At 56.1% G+C, this 19,729-nt stretch carries 14 protein-coding genes and 2 pseudogenes; 1 reads left to right on the plus strand and 15 read right to left on the minus strand.

Annotated elements, in window-relative coordinates; all coding sequences use genetic code 11:
* Window positions 1-82: 82 nt before the first annotated feature.
* From FO014_RS06545 to melA, 15 genes and pseudogenes are all read right to left on the minus strand, one after another.
* Entirely contained in the window at window positions 83-874 is a 792-nt protein-coding gene (locus FO014_RS06545; RefSeq protein ID WP_160028449.1) for an ankyrin repeat domain-containing protein, read from the minus strand.
* A 5-nt stretch (window positions 875-879) separates the two neighbouring features.
* Window positions 880-1,628, minus strand: a pseudogene (locus FO014_RS06550) (ankyrin repeat domain-containing protein).
* 46 nt (window positions 1,629-1,674) lie between these two features.
* Window positions 1,675-2,364 (minus strand): ankyrin repeat domain-containing protein, encoded by a 690-nt coding sequence (locus FO014_RS06555; RefSeq protein WP_111738112.1) that lies wholly within the window; start codon window positions 2,362-2,364, stop codon window positions 1,675-1,677.
* A gap of 71 nt (window positions 2,365-2,435) precedes the next feature.
* Window positions 2,436-3,860, minus strand: a complete 1,425-nt coding sequence (locus tag FO014_RS06560; protein WP_111737741.1) for a Tle-like phospholipase domain-containing protein — start codon at window positions 3,858-3,860, stop codon at window positions 2,436-2,438.
* A gap of 156 nt (window positions 3,861-4,016) precedes the next feature.
* Window positions 4,017-4,106: pseudogene (locus FO014_RS23930) on the minus strand (threonine/serine exporter family protein); the annotation flags it as partial.
* Between the two features lie 43 nt (window positions 4,107-4,149).
* Window positions 4,150-4,839, minus strand: coding sequence for an ankyrin repeat domain-containing protein (locus FO014_RS06570; protein ID WP_160028451.1), 690 nt, complete (start codon window positions 4,837-4,839; stop codon window positions 4,150-4,152).
* Window positions 4,840-4,949: 110 nt separating this feature from the next.
* Window positions 4,950-5,639 carry an ankyrin repeat domain-containing protein gene (locus tag FO014_RS06575; protein WP_105233208.1) on the minus strand — a complete coding sequence of 230 codons (690 nt, stop codon included), beginning with the start codon at window positions 5,637-5,639 and terminating at the stop codon, window positions 4,950-4,952.
* 71 nt (window positions 5,640-5,710) lie between these two features.
* Window positions 5,711-7,135, minus strand: coding sequence for a Tle-like phospholipase domain-containing protein (locus FO014_RS06580; RefSeq protein ID WP_160028453.1), 1,425 nt, complete (start codon window positions 7,133-7,135; stop codon window positions 5,711-5,713).
* A gap of 403 nt (window positions 7,136-7,538) precedes the next feature.
* Window positions 7,539-9,392 (minus strand): glutathione-regulated potassium-efflux system protein KefC, encoded by a 1,854-nt coding sequence (kefC, locus tag FO014_RS06585; protein ID WP_105229726.1) that lies wholly within the window; start codon window positions 9,390-9,392, stop codon window positions 7,539-7,541.
* Window positions 9,385-9,939 carry a glutathione-regulated potassium-efflux system oxidoreductase KefF gene (gene kefF, locus FO014_RS06590; RefSeq protein WP_111737744.1) on the minus strand — a complete coding sequence of 185 codons (555 nt, stop codon included), beginning with the start codon at window positions 9,937-9,939 and terminating at the stop codon, window positions 9,385-9,387. The genes kefC and kefF overlap by 8 nt, the downstream gene beginning before the upstream one ends.
* Window positions 9,940-10,127: 188 nt before the next feature.
* Window positions 10,128-13,352 carry a carbamoyl-phosphate synthase large subunit gene (carB, locus tag FO014_RS06595; RefSeq protein ID WP_160028455.1) on the minus strand — a complete coding sequence of 1,075 codons (3,225 nt, stop codon included), beginning with the start codon at window positions 13,350-13,352 and terminating at the stop codon, window positions 10,128-10,130.
* 18 nt (window positions 13,353-13,370) lie between these two features.
* Window positions 13,371-14,519, minus strand: a complete 1,149-nt coding sequence (gene carA, locus FO014_RS06600; RefSeq protein ID WP_160028457.1) for a glutamine-hydrolyzing carbamoyl-phosphate synthase small subunit — start codon at window positions 14,517-14,519, stop codon at window positions 13,371-13,373.
* A 469-nt stretch (window positions 14,520-14,988) separates the two neighbouring features.
* A complete protein-coding gene (gene dapB, locus FO014_RS06605) occupies window positions 14,989-15,810 on the minus strand; it encodes a 4-hydroxy-tetrahydrodipicolinate reductase (RefSeq protein ID WP_160028459.1) in 822 nt (273 codons plus the stop codon).
* A gap of 153 nt (window positions 15,811-15,963) precedes the next feature.
* The gene (locus FO014_RS06610) at window positions 15,964-17,226 is read right to left on the minus strand and encodes an MFS transporter (protein ID WP_105229721.1); all 1,263 of its coding nucleotides are present in this window, start codon (window positions 17,224-17,226) and stop codon (window positions 15,964-15,966) included.
* A 76-nt stretch (window positions 17,227-17,302) separates the two neighbouring features.
* A complete protein-coding gene (gene melA / locus FO014_RS06615; RefSeq protein WP_105229720.1) occupies window positions 17,303-18,610 on the minus strand; it encodes an alpha-glucosidase/alpha-galactosidase in 1,308 nt (435 codons plus the stop codon).
* Window positions 18,611-18,832: 222 nt separating this feature from the next.
* Between melA and FO014_RS06620 the strand changes: the two genes are divergently transcribed.
* Window positions 18,833-19,729 (plus strand): AraC family transcriptional regulator, encoded by an 897-nt coding sequence (locus FO014_RS06620; protein WP_105229719.1) that lies wholly within the window; start codon window positions 18,833-18,835, stop codon window positions 19,727-19,729.

Consider the following 19,729-nt stretch of genomic DNA (forward strand, 5'->3'; position numbering starts at 1 on the left):
AAAAACAACGGCGATACTTATCCATCGGTTACGCATGATTATCCCTTAGACGAACGCAGGCAGTCCATCGCCACAGCCCCTGTTATGCCTCCGGCGGCCACTTTACGCCCAACGCGATCATCTTGTCGCGCAGCCGCAGACAGTTCTGGTGGTATTCAGTTTCCGGCCGGCTGTCCTTGATCTCGTCTTGCACCAGCGAAGCAAATACCCAGCCCTTCTTATTTACCGGATTTGGATCAGCGCCGTGGTCCAGCAAATAATTGGCGTGCTCAAAGCTATTGCTGAAAAAAGCTGCCATTAGCGGCGTTTGGCCTAAAGAATCCCTCGTATCAACATCGGCACCGCGCACAACTAATAATGCCAACGTATCGGTAGTCTTGGCATAAATGGTTTCATAGATCATGGGATAGTCAGTGCTCTTAACTCTGGCATCCGGAGATAGACCACCGTCCAGCATAGCCTTCAGCCAGATATCCTTATCGCCCTTGGCCATCCATAAAGCCGGCTTGTTCCCCCTTTGTGGTAAAGGATCCGCGCCAGCACTGACCAGCGCCGTAATAATTTCCAGTCGATTGGCCGGATTATCGTTATACATCGCCTCGTTGATGGCGAAAAACAGCGGGGTTAATTTCTGCTCGCCGGGGGTATTCAGATCCGTTTCCGGCGCCAGCTGTTTTACCCTGCCCAGGTCCCCCGCCTCAATGGCCTTGGCCAATATCAGCTGTTGGCCGGTAAAGTAGTCTTCCGGTTCAATTTTCTTCATGCCGTTGCATCCTGCCAGCAAGATTAGCCCGCAAAAAACAACGGCGATACCGATCCATGGGTTACGCATGATCGTCCTTTTACCGAACGCCAGCCAGCCCATCGCCACCATACCCGTTAGGTCTCCGGCGGCCACTTCACCCCCGCGCGATCATCTTGTCGCGCAGCTGCTGACACTTCTGGTGGTATTCAGTATCTGGCTGGCTTTTATTAAGGCGCTTTTGCACCAGTGAAGCAAATACCCACCCCTTCTTATTTACCGGGTTAGGATCAGCACCGTGGTCCAACAAATAATTAGCGTGCTCAAAGCTATTGCTGTAAAAAGCTGCCATTAACGGTGTTTCACCTAAAGAATCTCGCGCATCAACATCGGCACCGCGCACAACTAATAATGCCAACGTATCGGTAGTCTTGGCATACATAGTTTCATAGATTATGGGATCATCATTGTCCTTATTTCTAGCATCCGGAGATAGACCACCGTCCAGCATGGCCTTCAGCCAGATATCCTTATCGCCCTTGGCCATCCATGCAGCAGGCTTGTCTCTTCCCTTCGGTAAAGGGTCCGCACCAGCACTGACCAGCGCCGTAATAATTTCCAGTCGATTGGCCGGATTATCGTTATACATTGCCTCGTTGATGGCGAAAAACAGCGGGGTTAATTTCTGCTCGCCGGGGGTATTCAGATCCGTTTCCGGTGCCAGCTGTTTTACCCTCTCTAGGTCGCCAGCCTCAATGGCCTTGGCCAATATCAGCTGTTGGCCGGTAAAGTAGTCTTCAGGTTCAATTTTTTTCATGCCGTTGCATCCTGCCAGCAAGATTAGCCCCCAAAAAACAACGGCGATACTTATCCATCGGTTACGCATGATTATCCCTTTGATGAGTGCAGGCAGTCCATCGCCACAGCCCCTGTTATGCCTCCGGCGGCCACTTTACGCCCAACGCGATCATCTTGTCGCGCAGCTGCAGACAGTTCTGGTGGTATTCAGTTTCCGGCCGGCTGTCTTTGATGGCGTTTTGCACCAGCGAAGCAAATACCCAGCCCTGTTTATTTACCGGGTTTGGGTCAGCACCATGATCCAGCAGATAGTTTACGTGTTCAAAGCGGTTGCGAAGAAAGGCTGCCATTAACGGTGTTTCTTCTAATGAGTTGCGGGAATCTATATTTACTCCACGTTCTATTAATAGAGCCAGAGTTGCCGTGTTCTTTGCTCTTAGCGTGTCAAAGATAATAGCGGTTCCCCACTGTTTATTTTTTGCATTTGCTGATAACCCACCATCCAATAGCGCCTGTAGCCAGATATCCTTATCCCCCATGGTAACCATTTCAGCAGGGCTGGCCATCCCGTTAGACTGCGGTTGCAAAGGATCGGCTCCCGCTTTAACCAACGCAGTCACAATTTGCAAACGTGGTTTGGGATTATTGTTGTAGTAGGTTTCATTTAGGGCGAAAAACAGCGGGGTTAAGCTCTGTTCGCCCGGAGTATTCAGATCCGTTTCCGGCGCCAGCTGTTTTACCCTCTCCAGGTCACCCGCCTCAATGGCCTTGGCCAAAACCAGCTGTTGGCCCGTAAAGTATTCTTCCGGTTCAATTTTTTTCATGTCGTTGCATCCTGCCAACCAAATTATGCCAAACATCATTATGGCAATACCTAACCATCGTGTACGCATAGTTATAACCTGTTAGTAATGGTGGTCATATCCGCCTCTTTCTGCTCCTCCAGGCTGTCGATCACCTGCTGCATACCGTGCTTATCAATGGCGCTACCCTCACCGCCCGGCAGCCATTTCGCGGCACCCGATGCGCTCGGTAATAGCGCAGAGAACTGCCGTTTCATCATCAGCAGCGGAATATCGTAGTTCACGCTCTTTAAATCATCCAGTAAGTGGAATTCCTGCAGCTTCGTTAATACCTCGCCATGCACCCGGTAGGCGGCAATTTTTGAACCATCGCCGGTTACGGTGCCCCCATATTTTTCCACCGTGCCGGCATTAAGGCCTGCAGCATTAAACGTCCAGGCGGGCTTACCGCTGGCAACGGCCGCTGCAGAGGCAAGGCCTCCACCCAATGAGTGCCCGGCAATATCGACCTGGTGACGAGTATTCTTAAGATAATTACCTACAGCGACCGCGTTCTCATAATAAGCAGAGTTAACACCAATCCCCTGACGAGCGTTGTTGTTCCAATCAGTCAACTTTTCCATCCTCGTCCCCCGAAAGACGACGGTCGTGGTCATATCATTGCCAAATACAGCACTGTCAGGCGAGTACACTCTGGATAAAAAATCAGGCTCATCGACTTTGTCATATAACATTTCCGGAGATAAACCGATCTTATCTAACGCTTTACTATTATTACTAATATCGCGCCATCCTTCGGGCACGTTCGGCATCGTTTCCTGTGCATTAATCGGTCGCCCGTCAACGCCGTAAACATTTTGCGCCAGCTTGGCCTTCTCAACGGCGATATTGTTCTCACCCAGCCGCGTCGCGGCGATGCGCGCATCGGGGTAGATGCTGCGCTGGCCACGGCCAATCAGGTTTTGCCGGGCCTGCCAGCGTTCGCGCTTGCTCATATCGCGCATCGCGGCCAGTGGATCCCGGCGAACCGCCGCCGCAGTAGCTGCCGCAGCGACAACCGGCGTTTTCTGCTGCGGCCGGTAACTGGGGGGCAGCACCGTCGCCGGCGGACGGACGTGATAGCGGGCAACCATCGCCTCATAGCGCTGAATTATCCGCTGCGTCGGGTAGAGCGGCGGCAAAATGGCCGGGTACTGCACCAGCCGGCCGGTTTGGTCGATAAAGAACAGGTGCCGCGCCGGCGACCAGCCAAAACAGTTGTCATCAATGGCAAGCAGCTGCCCCGATTCCAGCTCAGCCAGCACCTGATTTTTTATCTGCCGGTCTTCCCGGAACTGCGACACACCCACGCCGGAAATCTCACGGCGGCTGACCGGATAGCGACGATTGATCGAGGGCATCGATGACGCCCCGAACAGATATTTTGACTCCAACTCATAACGTGCCGAACTGGGATGAAAAATACGGGAAAATTGAAAAGGTTCGAGCTCTTCCGTTGATAGTGAAATCAATCTCATTAGCGCCGTCCTGTGCTTGTGCTAAGTATATAAACTTGATAAGCAGCGGCCAGATTAGCCCCTGACGTAGCGACGATATTACACTATCAGGCAGGCCCTGCCAGCATTCGGGCAGAACCTGCCAGTCATTTAGGATAGTTAGCAATCCGGATCCGGGCGCGCTACCGCCAGCCGGTGTTCGGCCAATATCACAATATGCTGCACCTCGGTCACCATCTGCATATTGATGTCGCTATCGACGTTTTTCAGCTAAGCCGCCGGATGGCCTCCGTCATGCTCATCGCGCACGTTACGCCTCCGGCGGCCACTTTACGCCCAACGCGATCAGCTTGTCGCGCAGCCGCAGACAGTTCTGGTGGTATTCAGTTTCCGGCCGGGTACTATTGAGGCGTCTTTGTACCAATGCAGTAAATCCTCGTCCTTTTTTGTCTACCGGATTCGGGTTGGCACCGTGATCCAGCAAATAAATAGCGTGTTCAAAACTGTTGCTGAAAAAAGCTTCCACTAACGGCGTCTGGCCTAAAATGTCATTGGCATCAACATCAGCACCGCGCATGATCAATAATGCTAGCGTATCCGTATTCTTGGCTTGTAACGTATTATAAATAATCGCTTCATTATGATTTCTGTCTCTGGTATTCGGATCCAAACCACCATCTAGCAATGCCTTTAGCCAGATATCCTTATCCCCCATTGAGACCATTTCCGCCGGGCTGGCCATCCCTCTGGGGAGTGGTTGCAAAGGATCAGCTCCCGCTTTAACCAGCGCGGTCACAATTTGCAAACGTGGTTTGGGATTATTATTGTAGTACGTCTCATTCAAGGCGAAGAATAATAAGGTTAAATCCTGTTCACCCGGGGTGTTTAAATCTGTTTCCGGCGCCAGCTGTTTTACCCTGTTCAGGTCGCCGGCCTCAATGGCCTTGGCTAATATCAGCTGTCGGCCGGTAAAGTAGTCTTCCGGTTCAATTTTCTTCATGCCGTTGCATCCTGCCAGCAAGATTAGTCCCCAAAAAACAACGGCGATACTTATCCATCGGTTACGCATGATCGTCCCTTTGCCTAATGCTGGCCAGTCCATCGCCACCGTTACGCCTCCGGCGGCCACTTTACGCCCAACGCGATCAGCTTGTCGCGCAGCCGCAGACAGTTCTGGTGGTATTCAGTTTCCGGCCGGGTACTATTGAGGCGTCTTTGTACCAATGCAGTAAATCCTCGTCCTTTTTTGTCTACCGGATTCGGGTTGGCACCGTGATCCAGCAAATAAATAGCGTGTTCAAAACGGTTGCTGAAAAAAGCTTCCACTAACGGCGTCTGGCCTAAAATGTCATTGGCATCAACATCAGCACCGCGCATGGTCAATAATGCTAGCGTATCCGTATTCCTGGCTTTCAGTGCGCTATAGATAATCGCTTCATTATGATTTCGGTCTCTGGCATCCGGATCCAAGCCACCATCTAGCAATGCCTTTAGCCAGATATCCTTATCCCCCATTGAGACCATTTCCGCCGGGCTGGCCATCCCTCTGGGGAGTGGTTGCAAAGGATCAGCCCCTGCTTTGACCAGCGCGGTCACAATTTGCAAACGTGGTTTGGGATTATTATTGTAGTACGTCTCATTCAAGGCGAAGAATAATAAGGTTAAATCCTGTTCACCCGGGGTGTTTAAATCTGTTTCCGGCGCCAGTTGTTTTACCCTGCCCAGGTCCCCCGCCTCAATAGCCTTGGCCAATATCAGCTGTTGGCCGGTAAAGTAGTCTTCAGGTTCAATTTTTTTCATGCCGTTGCATCCTGCCAGCCAAATCATGCCAAACACCATCATGACAACACCGATCCATCGTATTCGCACGGCTATAACCTGCTGGTAATGGTGGTCATATCTGCCTCTTTCTGTAGCTCCAGGCTGTCGATCACCTGCTGCATACCGTGTTTATCAACGGTGCCGCCCTCCCCGCCCGGCAGCCACTTCGCGTTGCCCGCCGCGCTGGGCAATAGCGCAGAGAGCTGATGTTTCACCATCAGCAGCGGAATGTTGTAATAAACGCTCTTTAAATCCTCTAACAGGTGGAACTCCTGCAAGCGCGTCAGCACCTCGCCCCGCACCCGGTAGGCAGCAATTTTTGAGCCGTCGCCGATCGCAGCCCCGCCATACTTTCCCACCGTGCCGGCATTGAGTCCTGCGGCATTAAACGTCCAGGCAGGTTTACCGCTGGCAATCGCCGCCGCAGAAGCAAGGCCGCCGCCTAGTGAATGTCCGGCAATATCTACCTGACCAGAGAAATCCTCTAACTTACTACCGATAAAAACCGATTTTTCATAATAGCTTGAATGAACACCCATTCCTTGCTGACCATTGTTCAGCCAGTCCGTTATATTCTCCATCCGTGTACCTCTGAATACCACGGTCGGTGCCATCTCATTACCAAATACCGATTTATCTGGGGCATATACTCGGGAGAAAAAATCAGGATCATTTACACTGCTATATAACATCGTGGATTTTAAACCCAGCTTTTGTAGCGCTTTGTCATCATTACTAATATCGCGCCACCCTTCGGGCACGTTCGGCATCGTTTCCAACGCGTTAATCGGCCGTCCATCAATGCCATACACATTTTGCGCCAGCCTGGCCTTTTCAACGGCAATATTGTTCTCGCCCAGACGCGTCGCGGCGATGCGCGCATCGGGGTAGATGCTGCGCTGGCCACGGCCAATCAGGTTTTGCCGGGCCTGCCAGCGTTCGCGCTTGCTCATCGCACGCATTGCGGCCAGCGGATCCCGGCGTACCGCCACCGCCGTGGCCGCCGCTACGGCAACCGGCGCTTTCTGCTGCGGCCGGTAGCTGGGCGGCAGCACCGTTGGCGCCGGGCGGGTGCAATAGCGGGCAACCATCGCCTCATAGCGGCGGATTATCTGCTGCGTCGGATAGAGCGGCGGCAGAATGGCAGGATAGAGCGCCAGCCGGCCGGCCTGATCGATAAAGAACAGGTGGCGCACCGGCGACCAGCCAAAGCAGTCGTCATCGATGGCAAGCAGCTGACCGCTGTTCAACTCGGCCAGCACCTGCTGCTTAACCTGTCGGTCTTCCCGGTACTGCGACACGCCCACGCCAGAAATCTCACAGCGGGAGACCGGGTAGCGACGGCAGATCGAAGGCAGCGCTGACGCCCCGAACAGGTATTTAGCCTCCAGCGCATAACGCGCCGAGTTAGGGTTAAAAATGCGGGAAAACTGGTAAGGTTCGAGATCTTCCGTTGATAGAGTAATCAATCTCATTAGCGCCATCCTGTGCTAAATATATAAAATTGATATGTAGATTTAATTTATTAAGTTAAAAATAAGCGGCGACGCGATTATTCCCTGAGGGAAATAACCTTACAGACTGTCCGCCACTCATTTTTTTACGATATTACACCACCCGAAAGGTATTGCCATACATTTTTATCTACAAAAGACAAAAAAACCGGATTAATTACTAGAACACGTTACTCGAACACCCAAATAAACCACCCCAAAAGCCAATTAATTAATGGGGCAATTAAATAAAACCGTTAATAAAATATCTTTTCTATTTCCAGCGTGGTTATTATTCGTTAATCGTTCCGTTAATAATAAAGCATTAGCACTTGGCTTTATTTATACGCATAGCCCCTCTCCGAATAAGAGAGGGGCATAATCATTATCCTTTGGCTTCCACAACCTCATCTTCCGGTGCTTTACCGTCAATACTGCCGCGCCAGCCGGTCTCCTGTTCCCGCGACAGGCGTGAGCGGTCCTGCTCAATGGCGTTGCTGAGCATCTCTTTCGCGCGCTGCAGGCTGGCGATACGGAACTCGGTATCCTCGTAATGCTCCACCGTGCTTTCCAGCATCTTATGGTTATAGCAACGGAAGATATCCGCCTTTTCCCGTGCCTCGTAGGCGTCCATCCCCAGCAGCTCCAGCGCTTCACGGCCGATACGCAGCGAGCTTTCAAAGGTTTCGCGCTCCGGTTTCTCCACCCCAAGGCGCCGCAGCTGATACCAGTGGTCAACGTCGCGGGCGCGCGCCACCACCTTCAGGTGCGGGAAGTGGCGTCTGGCCAGTTCGGTCAGCTGCAGGTTGGCCTCAACGTCGTCAATGGCGTTAATCAGCACCTGCGCCTTTTCCGCACCGGCGGCCTCCAGCAAGTCGGCGCGGGTAGCGTCGCCATAAAACACTTTGGTGCCAAACTTGCGCAAGGTTTCGATATGATCCGGATCGTGATCCAGCACCACGGTGCGCACGCCGTTGGCCAGCAGCATACGGCCGGCGATCTGGCCGAAGCGGCCGAAACCGGCGACGATCACGCTGGCGTTCTCTTCATCGATCACATCCGCCGGACGATCATCCTGCGGCGCACGCTTCTCCAGCCGGGACGCCAGCACCAGCAGCAGCGGCGTCACGGCCATGGACAGCGCCACCGCCAGCGTCAGCGATTTGGCCCATTCCTGCGGCAAGACGCCGGCCGTCTGCGCCGCGCCAAACACCACAAAGGCAAACTCACTGCCCTGCCCCAGCAAAATGGCAAACAGCCCGCGCTGGCGCTTTGGCACCCCCAGCAGCGGCGCCAGCAGCCACAGCATGGCCGCCTTCAGCAGCATAAAACCGAGCAGCAGCGTGGCGATCAGCAGCGGGTGGCTGAACAGCGTGCCAAAATCGATCGACATGCCAACGCCGATAAAGAACAGCCCCAGCAGCAGCCCCTTAAACGGCTGAATATCGCTTTCCAACGCATGACGGTATTCCGAGCTGGCCAGCAGCACGCCGGCCAGAAACGCACCCATCGCCATCGACAGGCCGGCCATTTCCAGCAGAATACCGAAACCGAATACCAGAAACAGCGCGACGGCGCTGAAGACTTCGCGCATGCCGGAGCGGGCGACAAAGTGCAGCAGCGGCCGCGTCACATAGCGGCCGAGCAGCACCACCAGCGTCAGCGCGCCCACCACCTTGGCGGCGGAAATGGCAAAGGCGCCGAGCGACGTCGAGGCGCCGCTGTTGGCCAGCAGCGGGATCATCGCCACCAGCGGAATCGCGGCGATATCCTGAAACAGCAGCACCGCGAACGCGCTGCGTCCGGTCGGTGACGAAGTCAGATTACGTTCATTCATCGCCTGCATGGCGATAGCGGTGGAAGAGAGCGCCAGCGTCAGGCCAATCAGCAGCGCCACCTGCCAGTTCAGCCCGAGGAAGTAGCAAAAGGCACTGAGCACCAGGCCACAGCCGGCCATCTGCATGCCGCCGCCGCCGAATACCGAAGCGCGCAGCGTCCACAGCCGTTTCGGGTCCAGTTCCAGACCGATGACGAACAGCATCAGCACCACGCCGATTTCCGCAAAGGTCAGGATCGATTCGGCGTCGGACACCAGTTTCAGCCCCCACGGCCCGATGATACAGCCGGCGATCAGGTAGCCCAGCACCGATCCCAACCCCAGACGCACCGCAATCGGCACCAGCAGACCGGCCGATCCCAGATAGATCAGCCCTTCGATCATCATGCCGTGATTATCCATGTTGGTTCTCCTGCGTTTGCGGTTGCTGCGCCAGTAGGTAATCAATCAGCCGCTGCCGGTAGGCCTCTCCCGCCGCCAGCAGCGCCGTTTCGTTACAGGTGAAGGTATTATGCAGCGCAAAGTAGGGCTGCCAGCGCATGCCGCAGTACAGCGCCGTCGCCTGCAGCGGCTGCGCCAGCACGGCAAACTCCGGGTAGTCGCCCAGCTCGAAGTGGTGGCGGTCGCCGCCGCTGGTCACCGCCCACAGGCAGTCTTTCCCTACCAGCGCGTTGCCGTCGTGGCCGTAGGCCCAGCCGTGCTCCAGCACCTTGTCGATCCACAGCTTCAGCAGCGGCGGCAGGCCGTACCACTGCATCGGATGCTGCAGCACCACCATATCGGCGCGTTCCAGCGCCTGCTGTTCCGCATGGATATCGATGCTGAAATCGGGATATAGCTCATACAGCGAGCGGACTTCCACCTCGGGAATATCTTTCACCGCCTGCAGCAGCCGTTGGTTGGCGTGCGAGTGCCGGGGATAAGGGTGTGCGTAGATTATTAGAATCATGTTTATCTCGTCGTTCCTTGCCAATACATCAAGCATATACCAGCCGTCTAGCATGACAGCGGGCAAATTGATTGATAGCGGAAATTTTTAACCTGCATCAACAAGCAAGCTGAATGACTTTGCGCGGGGGTAAGGTATAAAAAAAGGCCCTGCATGCAGGGCCTTGAACAACGGTACGGGCGCGGGGCTTATTTGCCGATGCGCGCGTGCATCTCCTGAACCGAGGTGACCTGTTCGGTCGGATCGGCCTTCAGCGCCATCGCGGTGGCAAAGCCGCCGTTCAGCGTGGTGTCGTAATGCACTTTATACTGCAGCGCGCTGCGGCGAATCAGCTTGGAGTCCTCAATCGCCTGGCGGCCGGCGGTGGTGTTCACGATGTAGGTGTACTCGCCATTCTTGATACGGTCCTGAATGTGCGGACGGCCTTCGTGCACCTTGTTGACCAAGCGCGGGTTGATGCCCGCTTCGCCTAGCACCACCGCGGTGCCGTGGGTCGCATCCAGCTCGAAGCCCTGCTTCAGCAGGCTGGCGGCCAGATCGACCACCCGCGCCTTGTCGCCTTCACGTACCGACAGCAGCGCCCGGCCCTGCTTGCGCATGCCGGAGTTGCTGCCCAGCATCGCCTTGGAGAAGGCTTCGGCAAAGGTGCGGCCAACGCCCATCACTTCCCCGGTGGAGCGCATTTCCGGCCCCAGAATCGGGTCGACGCCCGGGAATTTGTTGAACGGCAGCACCACTTCTTTCACCGAGTAGTACGGTGGGATCACCTCTTCCGTCACGCCCTGTTCGGCCAGCGTTTTGCCCGCCATCACGCGCGCCGCCACTTTCGCCAGCGGTACGCCGGTGGCTTTGGAGACAAACGGCACGGTACGCGCGGCGCGCGGGTTGACTTCAATCAGGTAGACCTCGTTGTCCTTCACCGCAAACTGGACGTTCATCAGGCCGCGCACCTGCAGCTCAAACGCCAGTTTTTCCACCTGCTGACGCATCACGTCCTGAATGTCTTTGCTCAGGGTGTAGGCCGGCAGTGAACAGGCGGAGTCGCCGGAGTGTACGCCGGCCTGTTCGATATGCTCCATGATGCCGCCAATCAGCACGCGCTCGCCGTCGCAAATCGCGTCGACGTCGACTTCAACCGCGTCGTCCAGGAAGCGATCCAGCAGCACCGGCGCATCGTTGGACACACTGACCGCAGTCTGGAAGTAGCGGCGCAGGTCGGTTTCGTCATAGACGATTTCCATCGCACGGCCGCCCAGCACGTAAGACGGACGCACCACCAGCGGATAACCGATGCCCGCCGCTTTCTCTACCGCCTGCTCAATCGCCGTTACCGTGGCGTTGGCCGGCTGCTTCAGGCTCAGACGGTTAACCGCCTGCTGGAAGCGCTCGCGGTCTTCCGCGCGATCGATGGCGTCCGGGCTGGTGCCGATAATCGGCACGCCGGCCGCTTCCAGATCGCGCGCCAGTTTCAGCGGCGTCTGGCCGCCGTACTGAACAATCACCCCTTTCGGCTGTTCGATACGCACGATTTCCAGCACGTCTTCCAGCGTCACCGGCTCGAAGTACAGACGGTCGGAGGTGTCGTAGTCGGTCGACACGGTTTCCGGGTTACAGTTGACCATAATGGTCTCGTAGCCGTCTTCGCGCAGCGCCAGCGAGGCGTGTACGCAGCAGTAGTCGAATTCAATGCCCTGACCGATACGGTTCGGCCCGCCGCCCAGCACCATCACCTTCGGCCGGTCGCTGTTCGGGTTGGATTCGCACTCTTCTTCATAGGTGGAGTACATATAGGCGGTATCGGTGGAGAATTCCGCCGCGCAGGTATCCACGCGTTTGTACACCGGATGCAGACCATAGCCCTGACGCAGTTTGCGCACCGCGCCTTCGGTCACGCCGGCCAGTTTTGCCAGGCGCGCGTCGGCAAAGCCTTTGCGCTTCAGCGTACGCAGGAACTCCGGCGTCAGGCCGTTGATGCCGCTCGCCGCCACCTCTTCTTCCAGGCGCACCAGCTCTTCAATCTGCACCAGGAACCAGCGGTCGATATTGGTCAGGTTGAACACCCCATCCACCGACAGACCGGCGCGGAAGGCGTCGGCGATATACCAGATGCGCTCCGCGCCGGCGTCTTTCAGCTCGCGGCGGATCTTGGTCAGCGCTTCCGGGTCGTCCAGGCTGACTTTCGGGTCAAAACCGGTAGCGCCCACTTCCAGGCCGCGCAGCGCTTTTTGCAGCGACTCCTGCTGGGTGCGGCCAATCGCCATCACTTCGCCGACCGACTTCATCTGCGTGGTCAGACGGTCATTGGCGCCGGCGAACTTCTCAAAGTTGAAGCGAGGAATTTTGGTGACCACGTAGTCGATGGACGGCTCAAACGACGCCGGGGTGCGGCCGCCGGTGATGTCGTTCATCAGCTCATCCAGCGTATAACCCACCGCCAGCTTGGCGGCGATTTTGGCGATCGGGAAGCCGGTGGCCTTCGACGCCAGCGCCGAGGAACGCGATACGCGCGGGTTCATTTCGATCACGATCAGGCGGCCGGTTTTCGGGTTCACCGCAAACTGTACGTTGGAGCCGCCGGTTTCCACGCCGATTTCACGCAGTACCGCCATCGAGGCGTTACGCATGATTTGATACTCTTTGTCGGTCAGGGTCTGCGCCGGCGCGACGGTAATCGAGTCGCCGGTGTGGATGCCCATAGCGTCGAAGTTTTCAATCGAACAGACGATGATGCAGTTGTCGTTCTTATCGCGCACCACTTCCATCTCGTACTCTTTCCAACCGATCAGCGATTCATCAATCAGCAGTTCGTTGGTTGGCGACAGATCCAGGCCGCGCTCGCAGATTTCTTCAAACTCTTCGCGGTTATAGGCGATGCCGCCACCGGTGCCGCCCATGGTGAAGGACGGACGGATAATGCACGGGAAGCCGACATCTGCGGCCACCGCCAGCGCTTCCTCCATGGTGTGCGCAATGCCGGAACGCGCGGTGTCCAGGCCGATTTTCTTCATCGCCACGTCAAAACGGCGGCGGTCTTCCGCCTTGTCGATCGCATCGGCGGTCGCGCCGATCATCGTCACGCCGAACTCTTCCAGCACGCCCTGACGCTCCAGCTCAAGCGCGCAGTTCAGCGCGGTCTGGCCGCCCATGGTCGGCAGCACCGCATCCGGGCGCTCTTTTTCGATGATTTTACGCACCACTTCCCAGTGGATCGGCTCAATGTAGGTCGCATCGGCCATTTCCGGGTCGGTCATGATGGTCGCCGGGTTGGAGTTCACCAGAATAACGCGGTAACCCTCTTCGCGCAGCGCCTTGCAGGCCTGCGCGCCGGAGTAGTCAAATTCACAGGCCTGGCCGATAACGATCGGGCCAGCGCCGAGGATCAGGATGCTTTTTATATCAGTACGTTTTGGCATGGTTGTTATGGCTCCTGATTATTTAGCGTTGGAACGGTGAGACTCAATCAGTTCGATAAAGTGATCGAACAGCGGCGCGGCATCGTGCGGGCCAGGGCTGGCTTCCGGGTGGCCCTGGAAGCTGAACGCCGCTTTGTCGGTGCGGTGAATGCCCTGCACCGTGTGGTCGAACAGCGACTTGTGCGTCACGCGCAGGTTGGCCGGCAGGTTGTTCTCATCCACCGCAAAACCGTGGTTCTGCGCGGTGATCATCACCGTATTGTTGTCCAGATCCTTCACCGGATGGTTGCCGCCGTGGTGGCCGAGCTTCATTTTCACCGTCTGCGCGCCGCTGGCCAGCGCCAGCAGTTGGTGGCCCAGGCAGATGCCGAACAGCGGGATGTCGGTGGTCAGGAACTGCTGAATGGCGGCGATCGCGTAGTCGCACGGCTCCGGGTCACCCGGGCCGTTGGACAGGAAGATGCCGTCCGGATTCATTTTCAGCACCTCATCCGCCGGGGTCTGCGCCGGCACCACCGTCAGGCGGCAGCCGCGATCGACCAGCATGCGCAGGATGTTGCGCTTCGCGCCGAAATCATAGGCCACCACGTGGAACGGCAGCTCGGATTCCGCTTTGGCTTCCGGCAGCTCGCCGGCCAGCGTCCAGCTGCCCTGACGCCAGCCGTAGGCTTCCTGCGTCGTCACTTCTTTTGCCAGGTCCATGCCTTTCAGGCCCGGGAAGGCTTTGGCCTTCTCCAGCGCCAGCGCGACGTCCGGCGCGTCGCCGGCGATGATGCAGCCGTTCTGTGCGCCTTTCTCACGCAGCAGACGCGTCAGCTTGCGGGTATCGATATCGGCAATCGCCACAATATTGTTGCGCTTGAGGTAGTCGGACAGGTTTTCTTCACTGCGGTAGTTGCTGGCAATCAGCGGAAGGTCGCGAATGACCAGGCCTTGAGCGTGAATAGCGGAGGATTCTGCGTCGGAAGCATTGGTGCCGACATTGCCGATATGAGGATAAGTAAGAGTAACGATCTGGCGGGAATAGGAAGGATCAGTGAGGATTTCTTGATAACCGGTCATCGACGTATTGAAGACCACTTCCCCCACTGCCGTACCCTCTGCCCCAATGGCCCGACCGTGGAATTGGGTTCCGTCTTCCAGAACCAATAGCGCTGACTTAATCAAAACACCCTCCGAGGAATAATAAATCACAATATTTGCATATTAATTCAGATATCGCGATCTAAATCAATGCAAAAACCGCCCTCAAGGCTAATTTTTGGCAAATTGGGCGCATTTTAATGATGGGCACCCCGTTTGTCTACTTAAAGCGCCATTTTTTCACTTATTTTTACTGACTACGCGGTTTAATAGGCTTCACAGCCACAAAAACACAGCTAAACCTGAGCGAGTAAACGGTTGCCAGATAGGATGTGGTAAAACGGGCGATTTAATACGCTAAAAACAGGCTTTAATCGTTTAACAGTGAAGAAAAGGGAGGTTTTAAAGGCACAAACTCACATAAATAGTAATGATGGTGCAAAAATACAACCAACACCATATTTATCATGTTAAAAAAAAGGACAATAAAAATATTGTCCCAGTATCATAGCCATACGATCAATATAACCACATCACACGGATATAAAAACCATTACAACTGGTCTAATCCCAGCACATCTCGCATATCAAACAGCCCATTATCACGATCAGACAGCCAAACTGCCGCGCGAACGGCGCCATTGGCAAAGGTCATCCGACTGGAGGCCTTATGGGTGATCTCAACCCGCTCGCCGATATCGGCAAACATCGCGGTATGTTCACCGACGATATCGCCGGCACGAATGGTGGCGAAGCCAATACTCTGCGGATCGCGCTCACCGGTGTGGCCTTCGCGCGCATAGACGGCGCACTGCTTCAGGTCGCGCCCCAGCGCATCGGCAATCGCTTCGCCCATCGCCAGCGCGGTGCCGGACGGCGCATCCACCTTGTGGCGGTGGTGAGCTTCAACAATTTCAATATCGGTATAGTCGCCCATCACTTTGGCGGCTTTTTCCAGCAGCTTCAGCACCACGTTGACCCCGACGCTGAAGTTGGCGGCGAACACAATACCGATCTGCTGCGCAGCGGCGTTAATGGCCGCCTTGCCGGCATCGTCAAAACCGGTGGTGCCAATCACCATCGCCTTATGGTGGGAAACGCAAAACGCCAGATGCGCCAACGTGCCTTCCGGACGGGTAAAGTCGATCAGCACATCAAAGTCATCCGCCACCTTGGCCAGATCGTCGTTAACGATAACGCCAAGCGCGCCGACGCCGGCCAGTTCGCCCGCATCCGCCCCGACTAACGAGGAGCCGGCGCGTTCCAGCGCCGCCCCGAGCACCACGCCCTGCGCCTGCTGCACCGCCTGAATCAATTGACGCCCCATACGGCCGCCGGCGCCCACAACCGCCATGCGGATCTGTGAATCAGTCATACTTCGCTCTCTTATCAATGAAATGCCTATCCCAGGCTATCGGATCAGGTTAACCGCCCCGCCGGTTCATCGCCAGAGGATTTCCATCATGATAAGAAATTTATGATATCGCCGGGGGGTTATCAGTAACGCTATATCCCCACGGCTACATAATCATGCAGTTTGCGACGGTGCCACCAGCGGTTTACCCGCCCGCGCCGTTAGCGGGCTGCCGCTCAGGGTGAAGGCGGCAATCACGGTAAACAGCAGCGCAATGCAGCCGAGCATCAGGTAGGCGGTTTTAAAGCCGTACGCCACATACATCATCCCCGCCGCATAGGACATACCGATGGCGGAAAACTGTTTGAAAAAGCAGAAGCCGAACAGGTAGATCGACGCGGACAGCTTCACGTCAAACTGGGTGGTGATGTATTTGAAAATGCCCACCAGCAGGAACGGCACTTCAAACATATGCAGCGTCTTGAGCACGATCACCGCCGTCACCGAATCGGCAAATGAAGAGCCGATAATGCGCAGCGACATGATTGCCCCGGCGATCAACAGCGCATTCTTGCCGCCGATACGGTTAATGATCAGCGGTGCAAAAAACATAATGAAGGCATTGAGGAATTCGCCCAGCGTGGTGACATAGCCAAATGCCTGCGTACCACTGTGGCGGTCGCGGAAGAAAGAGGTGAAGAAGTTGGCGAACTGCTGATCGAACACGTCATACACACAGGCGACGCCGACGATATACATCACCAGGAACCAGAACTTGCGCATCCGCAGCAGCCGCAACGCCGAACGCAGGCTGACCGGGTTCTTGTTCAGCGCCAACCCTTCCGCCACCGCGACCGTGCCGCTTTTTTCCGGCCGAAACAGGCACAGCAGCAGCGCCAGAATCAGCGTGCAGCCGGAAGCCAGCCACAGCGAAAACTGATTATTAATGGTGAAGGTGTAGCCGACGATTGAGGCGCAAATCGCCCAGCCGATACAGCCGAACAGCCGCACCCGCCCGTATTCAAACTGGCTGCGCCGGCTGACCTTTTCCACATAGGCTTCGATCGCCGGCGAGCCGCCGCTGGCCACCAGCCCCAGATAGAGGCCGCACAGCAGCGCGCCGACGATAAAATGGCTCTGCAGCAGCGGCGAGATCACGTAGATAAACAGCGGCGCCAAAAACATCAGCAGTACGATGATCAACCACAACAGATGTTTCTTCAGGCCGAAGCGGTCGGTAATAAAGCCGAACACCGGCTGGCACACCAGCGCAAAGAACGCCATAAAGGAGAACACAATGCCGGTCTGTCGCTGGTCGAGCTGGTTGACGTCATGCAGCCAGAGCGGGAAAAAAGGCAGGATAGAACCCAAAATAAAAAAGTAGAAGAAGCAAAAGCCGCTGAATATCCAGAAATTCTTGTTTTTTAGATAAAACATAGCTCGCCATCCCTTTGTACCCGGGCGTGACGCGCGCGCCCGGGATGTTATTGGTGGAAGTGATGCTCGGGATAAATTAGTGGTAGGCCGGCAGCCAGTTTCCGTGCGCCTCGATCAGGGCGTCGCACAGCTGGCGGATATCGTCGATCGACAGTTCCGCCGAGGTATGCGGATCGAGCAGCGCAGCATGGTAGATCGCCTCGCGTTTGTGAGTCACCGCCGCCTCAATGGTCAGCAGCTGCGTATTGATGTTGGTACGGTTGAGCGCCGCCAGCTGCTCCGGCAGGTTCCCCACGTAGCACGGCGTAATGCCCTGACCGTCTACCAGACAAGGCACCTCGACGCAGGCTTCGTTCGGCAGGTTGGTGATAAGACCCGTGTTGAGCACGTTGCCGCCGATTTTGTACGGACGGTCGGTCTCCATGGCTTCGATAATGTAAGAGGCGTATTCGTGCGTACGCGTATGGGTAAGATGCGCGTCGTGGGTCAGTTCCTGCTTCTGCTGTTCCCACTGGGCAATCTGTTCAACACAACGGCGCGGATACTCATCCAGCGGAATATTGAACCGTTCGATCAGCTCCGGGTAGTTGCGCTTGATCCAGTACGGCATATATTCGGCGTTATGCTCCGAAGACTCGGTGACGTAATAGCCGAAGGTTTTCATGATTTCATGGCGCACCATATCGTCATGTTTGCCCTGCAGCGCCGCAGCGCGCCGTTTGATTTCCGGGTAGAGATCCTGCCCGTGACGACGGATATCCAGCAGCCAAGCCATATGGTTGATGCCGGCGATATGGAACTGCACGTCGTCGGTCGGCATATCGACGCTTTTCAGCAATGTGTCGGCGCACACCTGCACGCTGTGGCACAGGCCGACGGTTTTCACGCCGGTATGGCGCAGCATGGCGCCGGTCAGCGAGGCCATCGGGTTGGTGTAGTTCAGCAGCCAGGCGTCCGGGCACACCTCTTCCATATCGCGGGCGAAAGAGAACAGTACCGGAATGGTGCGCAGCGCGCGGAAGATGCCGCCAATCCCCAGCGTATCAGCGATGGTCTGCCGCAGGCCGAATTTTTTCGCGATTTCAAAGTCGGTGATGGTGCACGGATCGTAGCCGCCAACCTGAATGGCGTTCACCACATAGTTAGCGCCCTGCAGCGCCGCGCGCCGGTTCTCCTCCCCCAGATACGGGGTAATGATCGCCTTGCCGTCGTTGACGTTCTGATTGATATTATTCAGCATCGCCAGCGACTCGTTCAGACGGTTGCTGTCAATATCGTACAGCGCGATATCCACTTCCCGCAGCGCCGGCGTACACATAATGTCGCCCAACACATTCTTCGCGAAAATTGTGCTGCCTGCGCCCATAAACGTCACTTTGATCATACTGTTTCTCCACATGCCTGAACTGGGTTAACGATAGGTCTGTAGTGAAAGTAGTGGCTGCGCGCCGGACTGTATATGTAGAAATGTGACCTCATTATGGGTAAAAACGACGGTAAAAAAAAAGTGTGAGCTGGCTCCTACTCCACGCCTACGCTGGCGTTGCAGATTCAGCTCGGCTGCTATCTTATGGCCAAACGGTGCGAAAAATGGCGGTAGGCAGCGATGCACAAGAGCTTTACCCTGACCAACACCTCCAGTATCGAACTGAACGTGTTTCAGTTCGGCCATGAGGATTGCGCGCCCGGCCATCGTTTCGGCCCGGCGGTGCGTCAGCATTACCTATTTCATTATGTGATATCCGGCAGCGGGACGCTGTACACCGACAGCGGCGAGTTTACGATTCGCCCCGGCGAAGGCTTTCTGATCTACCCCCACGATGTCACCACCTATTGCGCGGACCGGCAGGATCCCTGGCATTACATGTGGATTGAGGTCGACGGCCTGATGGCCGCAACCATTTTCCAACAGTGCCGTCTCAGCCGCCAGATGCCGGTCTATCGGCCCCAGCACTACCGGCCGGAAGCCGAAGAACGGCGCTGTCTGGCGGAGATCGTCGCCCATGAGCAAAACGACGCCTGGCTGAAAATCATTGGCTTAAGCTACCAGTTCTTCGCTGCGCTGATCGCCAATGCACAGCGGGAACAGCCGGCCGCGCCGGCGGAAAAAACCCGCCACCTCAGCAAGGCGGTGAAATACCTGGAAAGCCGCTACCACGAACCGCTCTCTATCGGCCAGCTGGCGGCTTACTGCAACCTTAACCGCAGCTATCTGAGCCGTCTGTTTAAAGCGGAGTTTGGCCTGGGGCCGAAAGAGTATCTGCTGCAGGTGCGCATGAACGTCGCCGCCAGCCTGCTGCGTCACGGCAGCGCGGCGATTAAGGTAGTGGCGCTGTCGGTGGGGTATGACAATCAGCTGCACTTCTGCAAGGCGTTCCGCCAGTTTTACGGCGTCTCCCCCAGCGCCTGGCGCAGCGGTGAAGGCGACCTCACATCCAGCATTGAGCCACGCCTGATGGCAACGGCCAGTGTCGATACCGACATCGCGCAGCAGCGGCGCTGA

This window comes from Serratia rhizosphaerae, from assembly GCF_009817885.1.
Taxonomy (GTDB): Bacteria; Pseudomonadota; Gammaproteobacteria; order Enterobacterales; family Enterobacteriaceae; genus Serratia_B; species Serratia_B rhizosphaerae.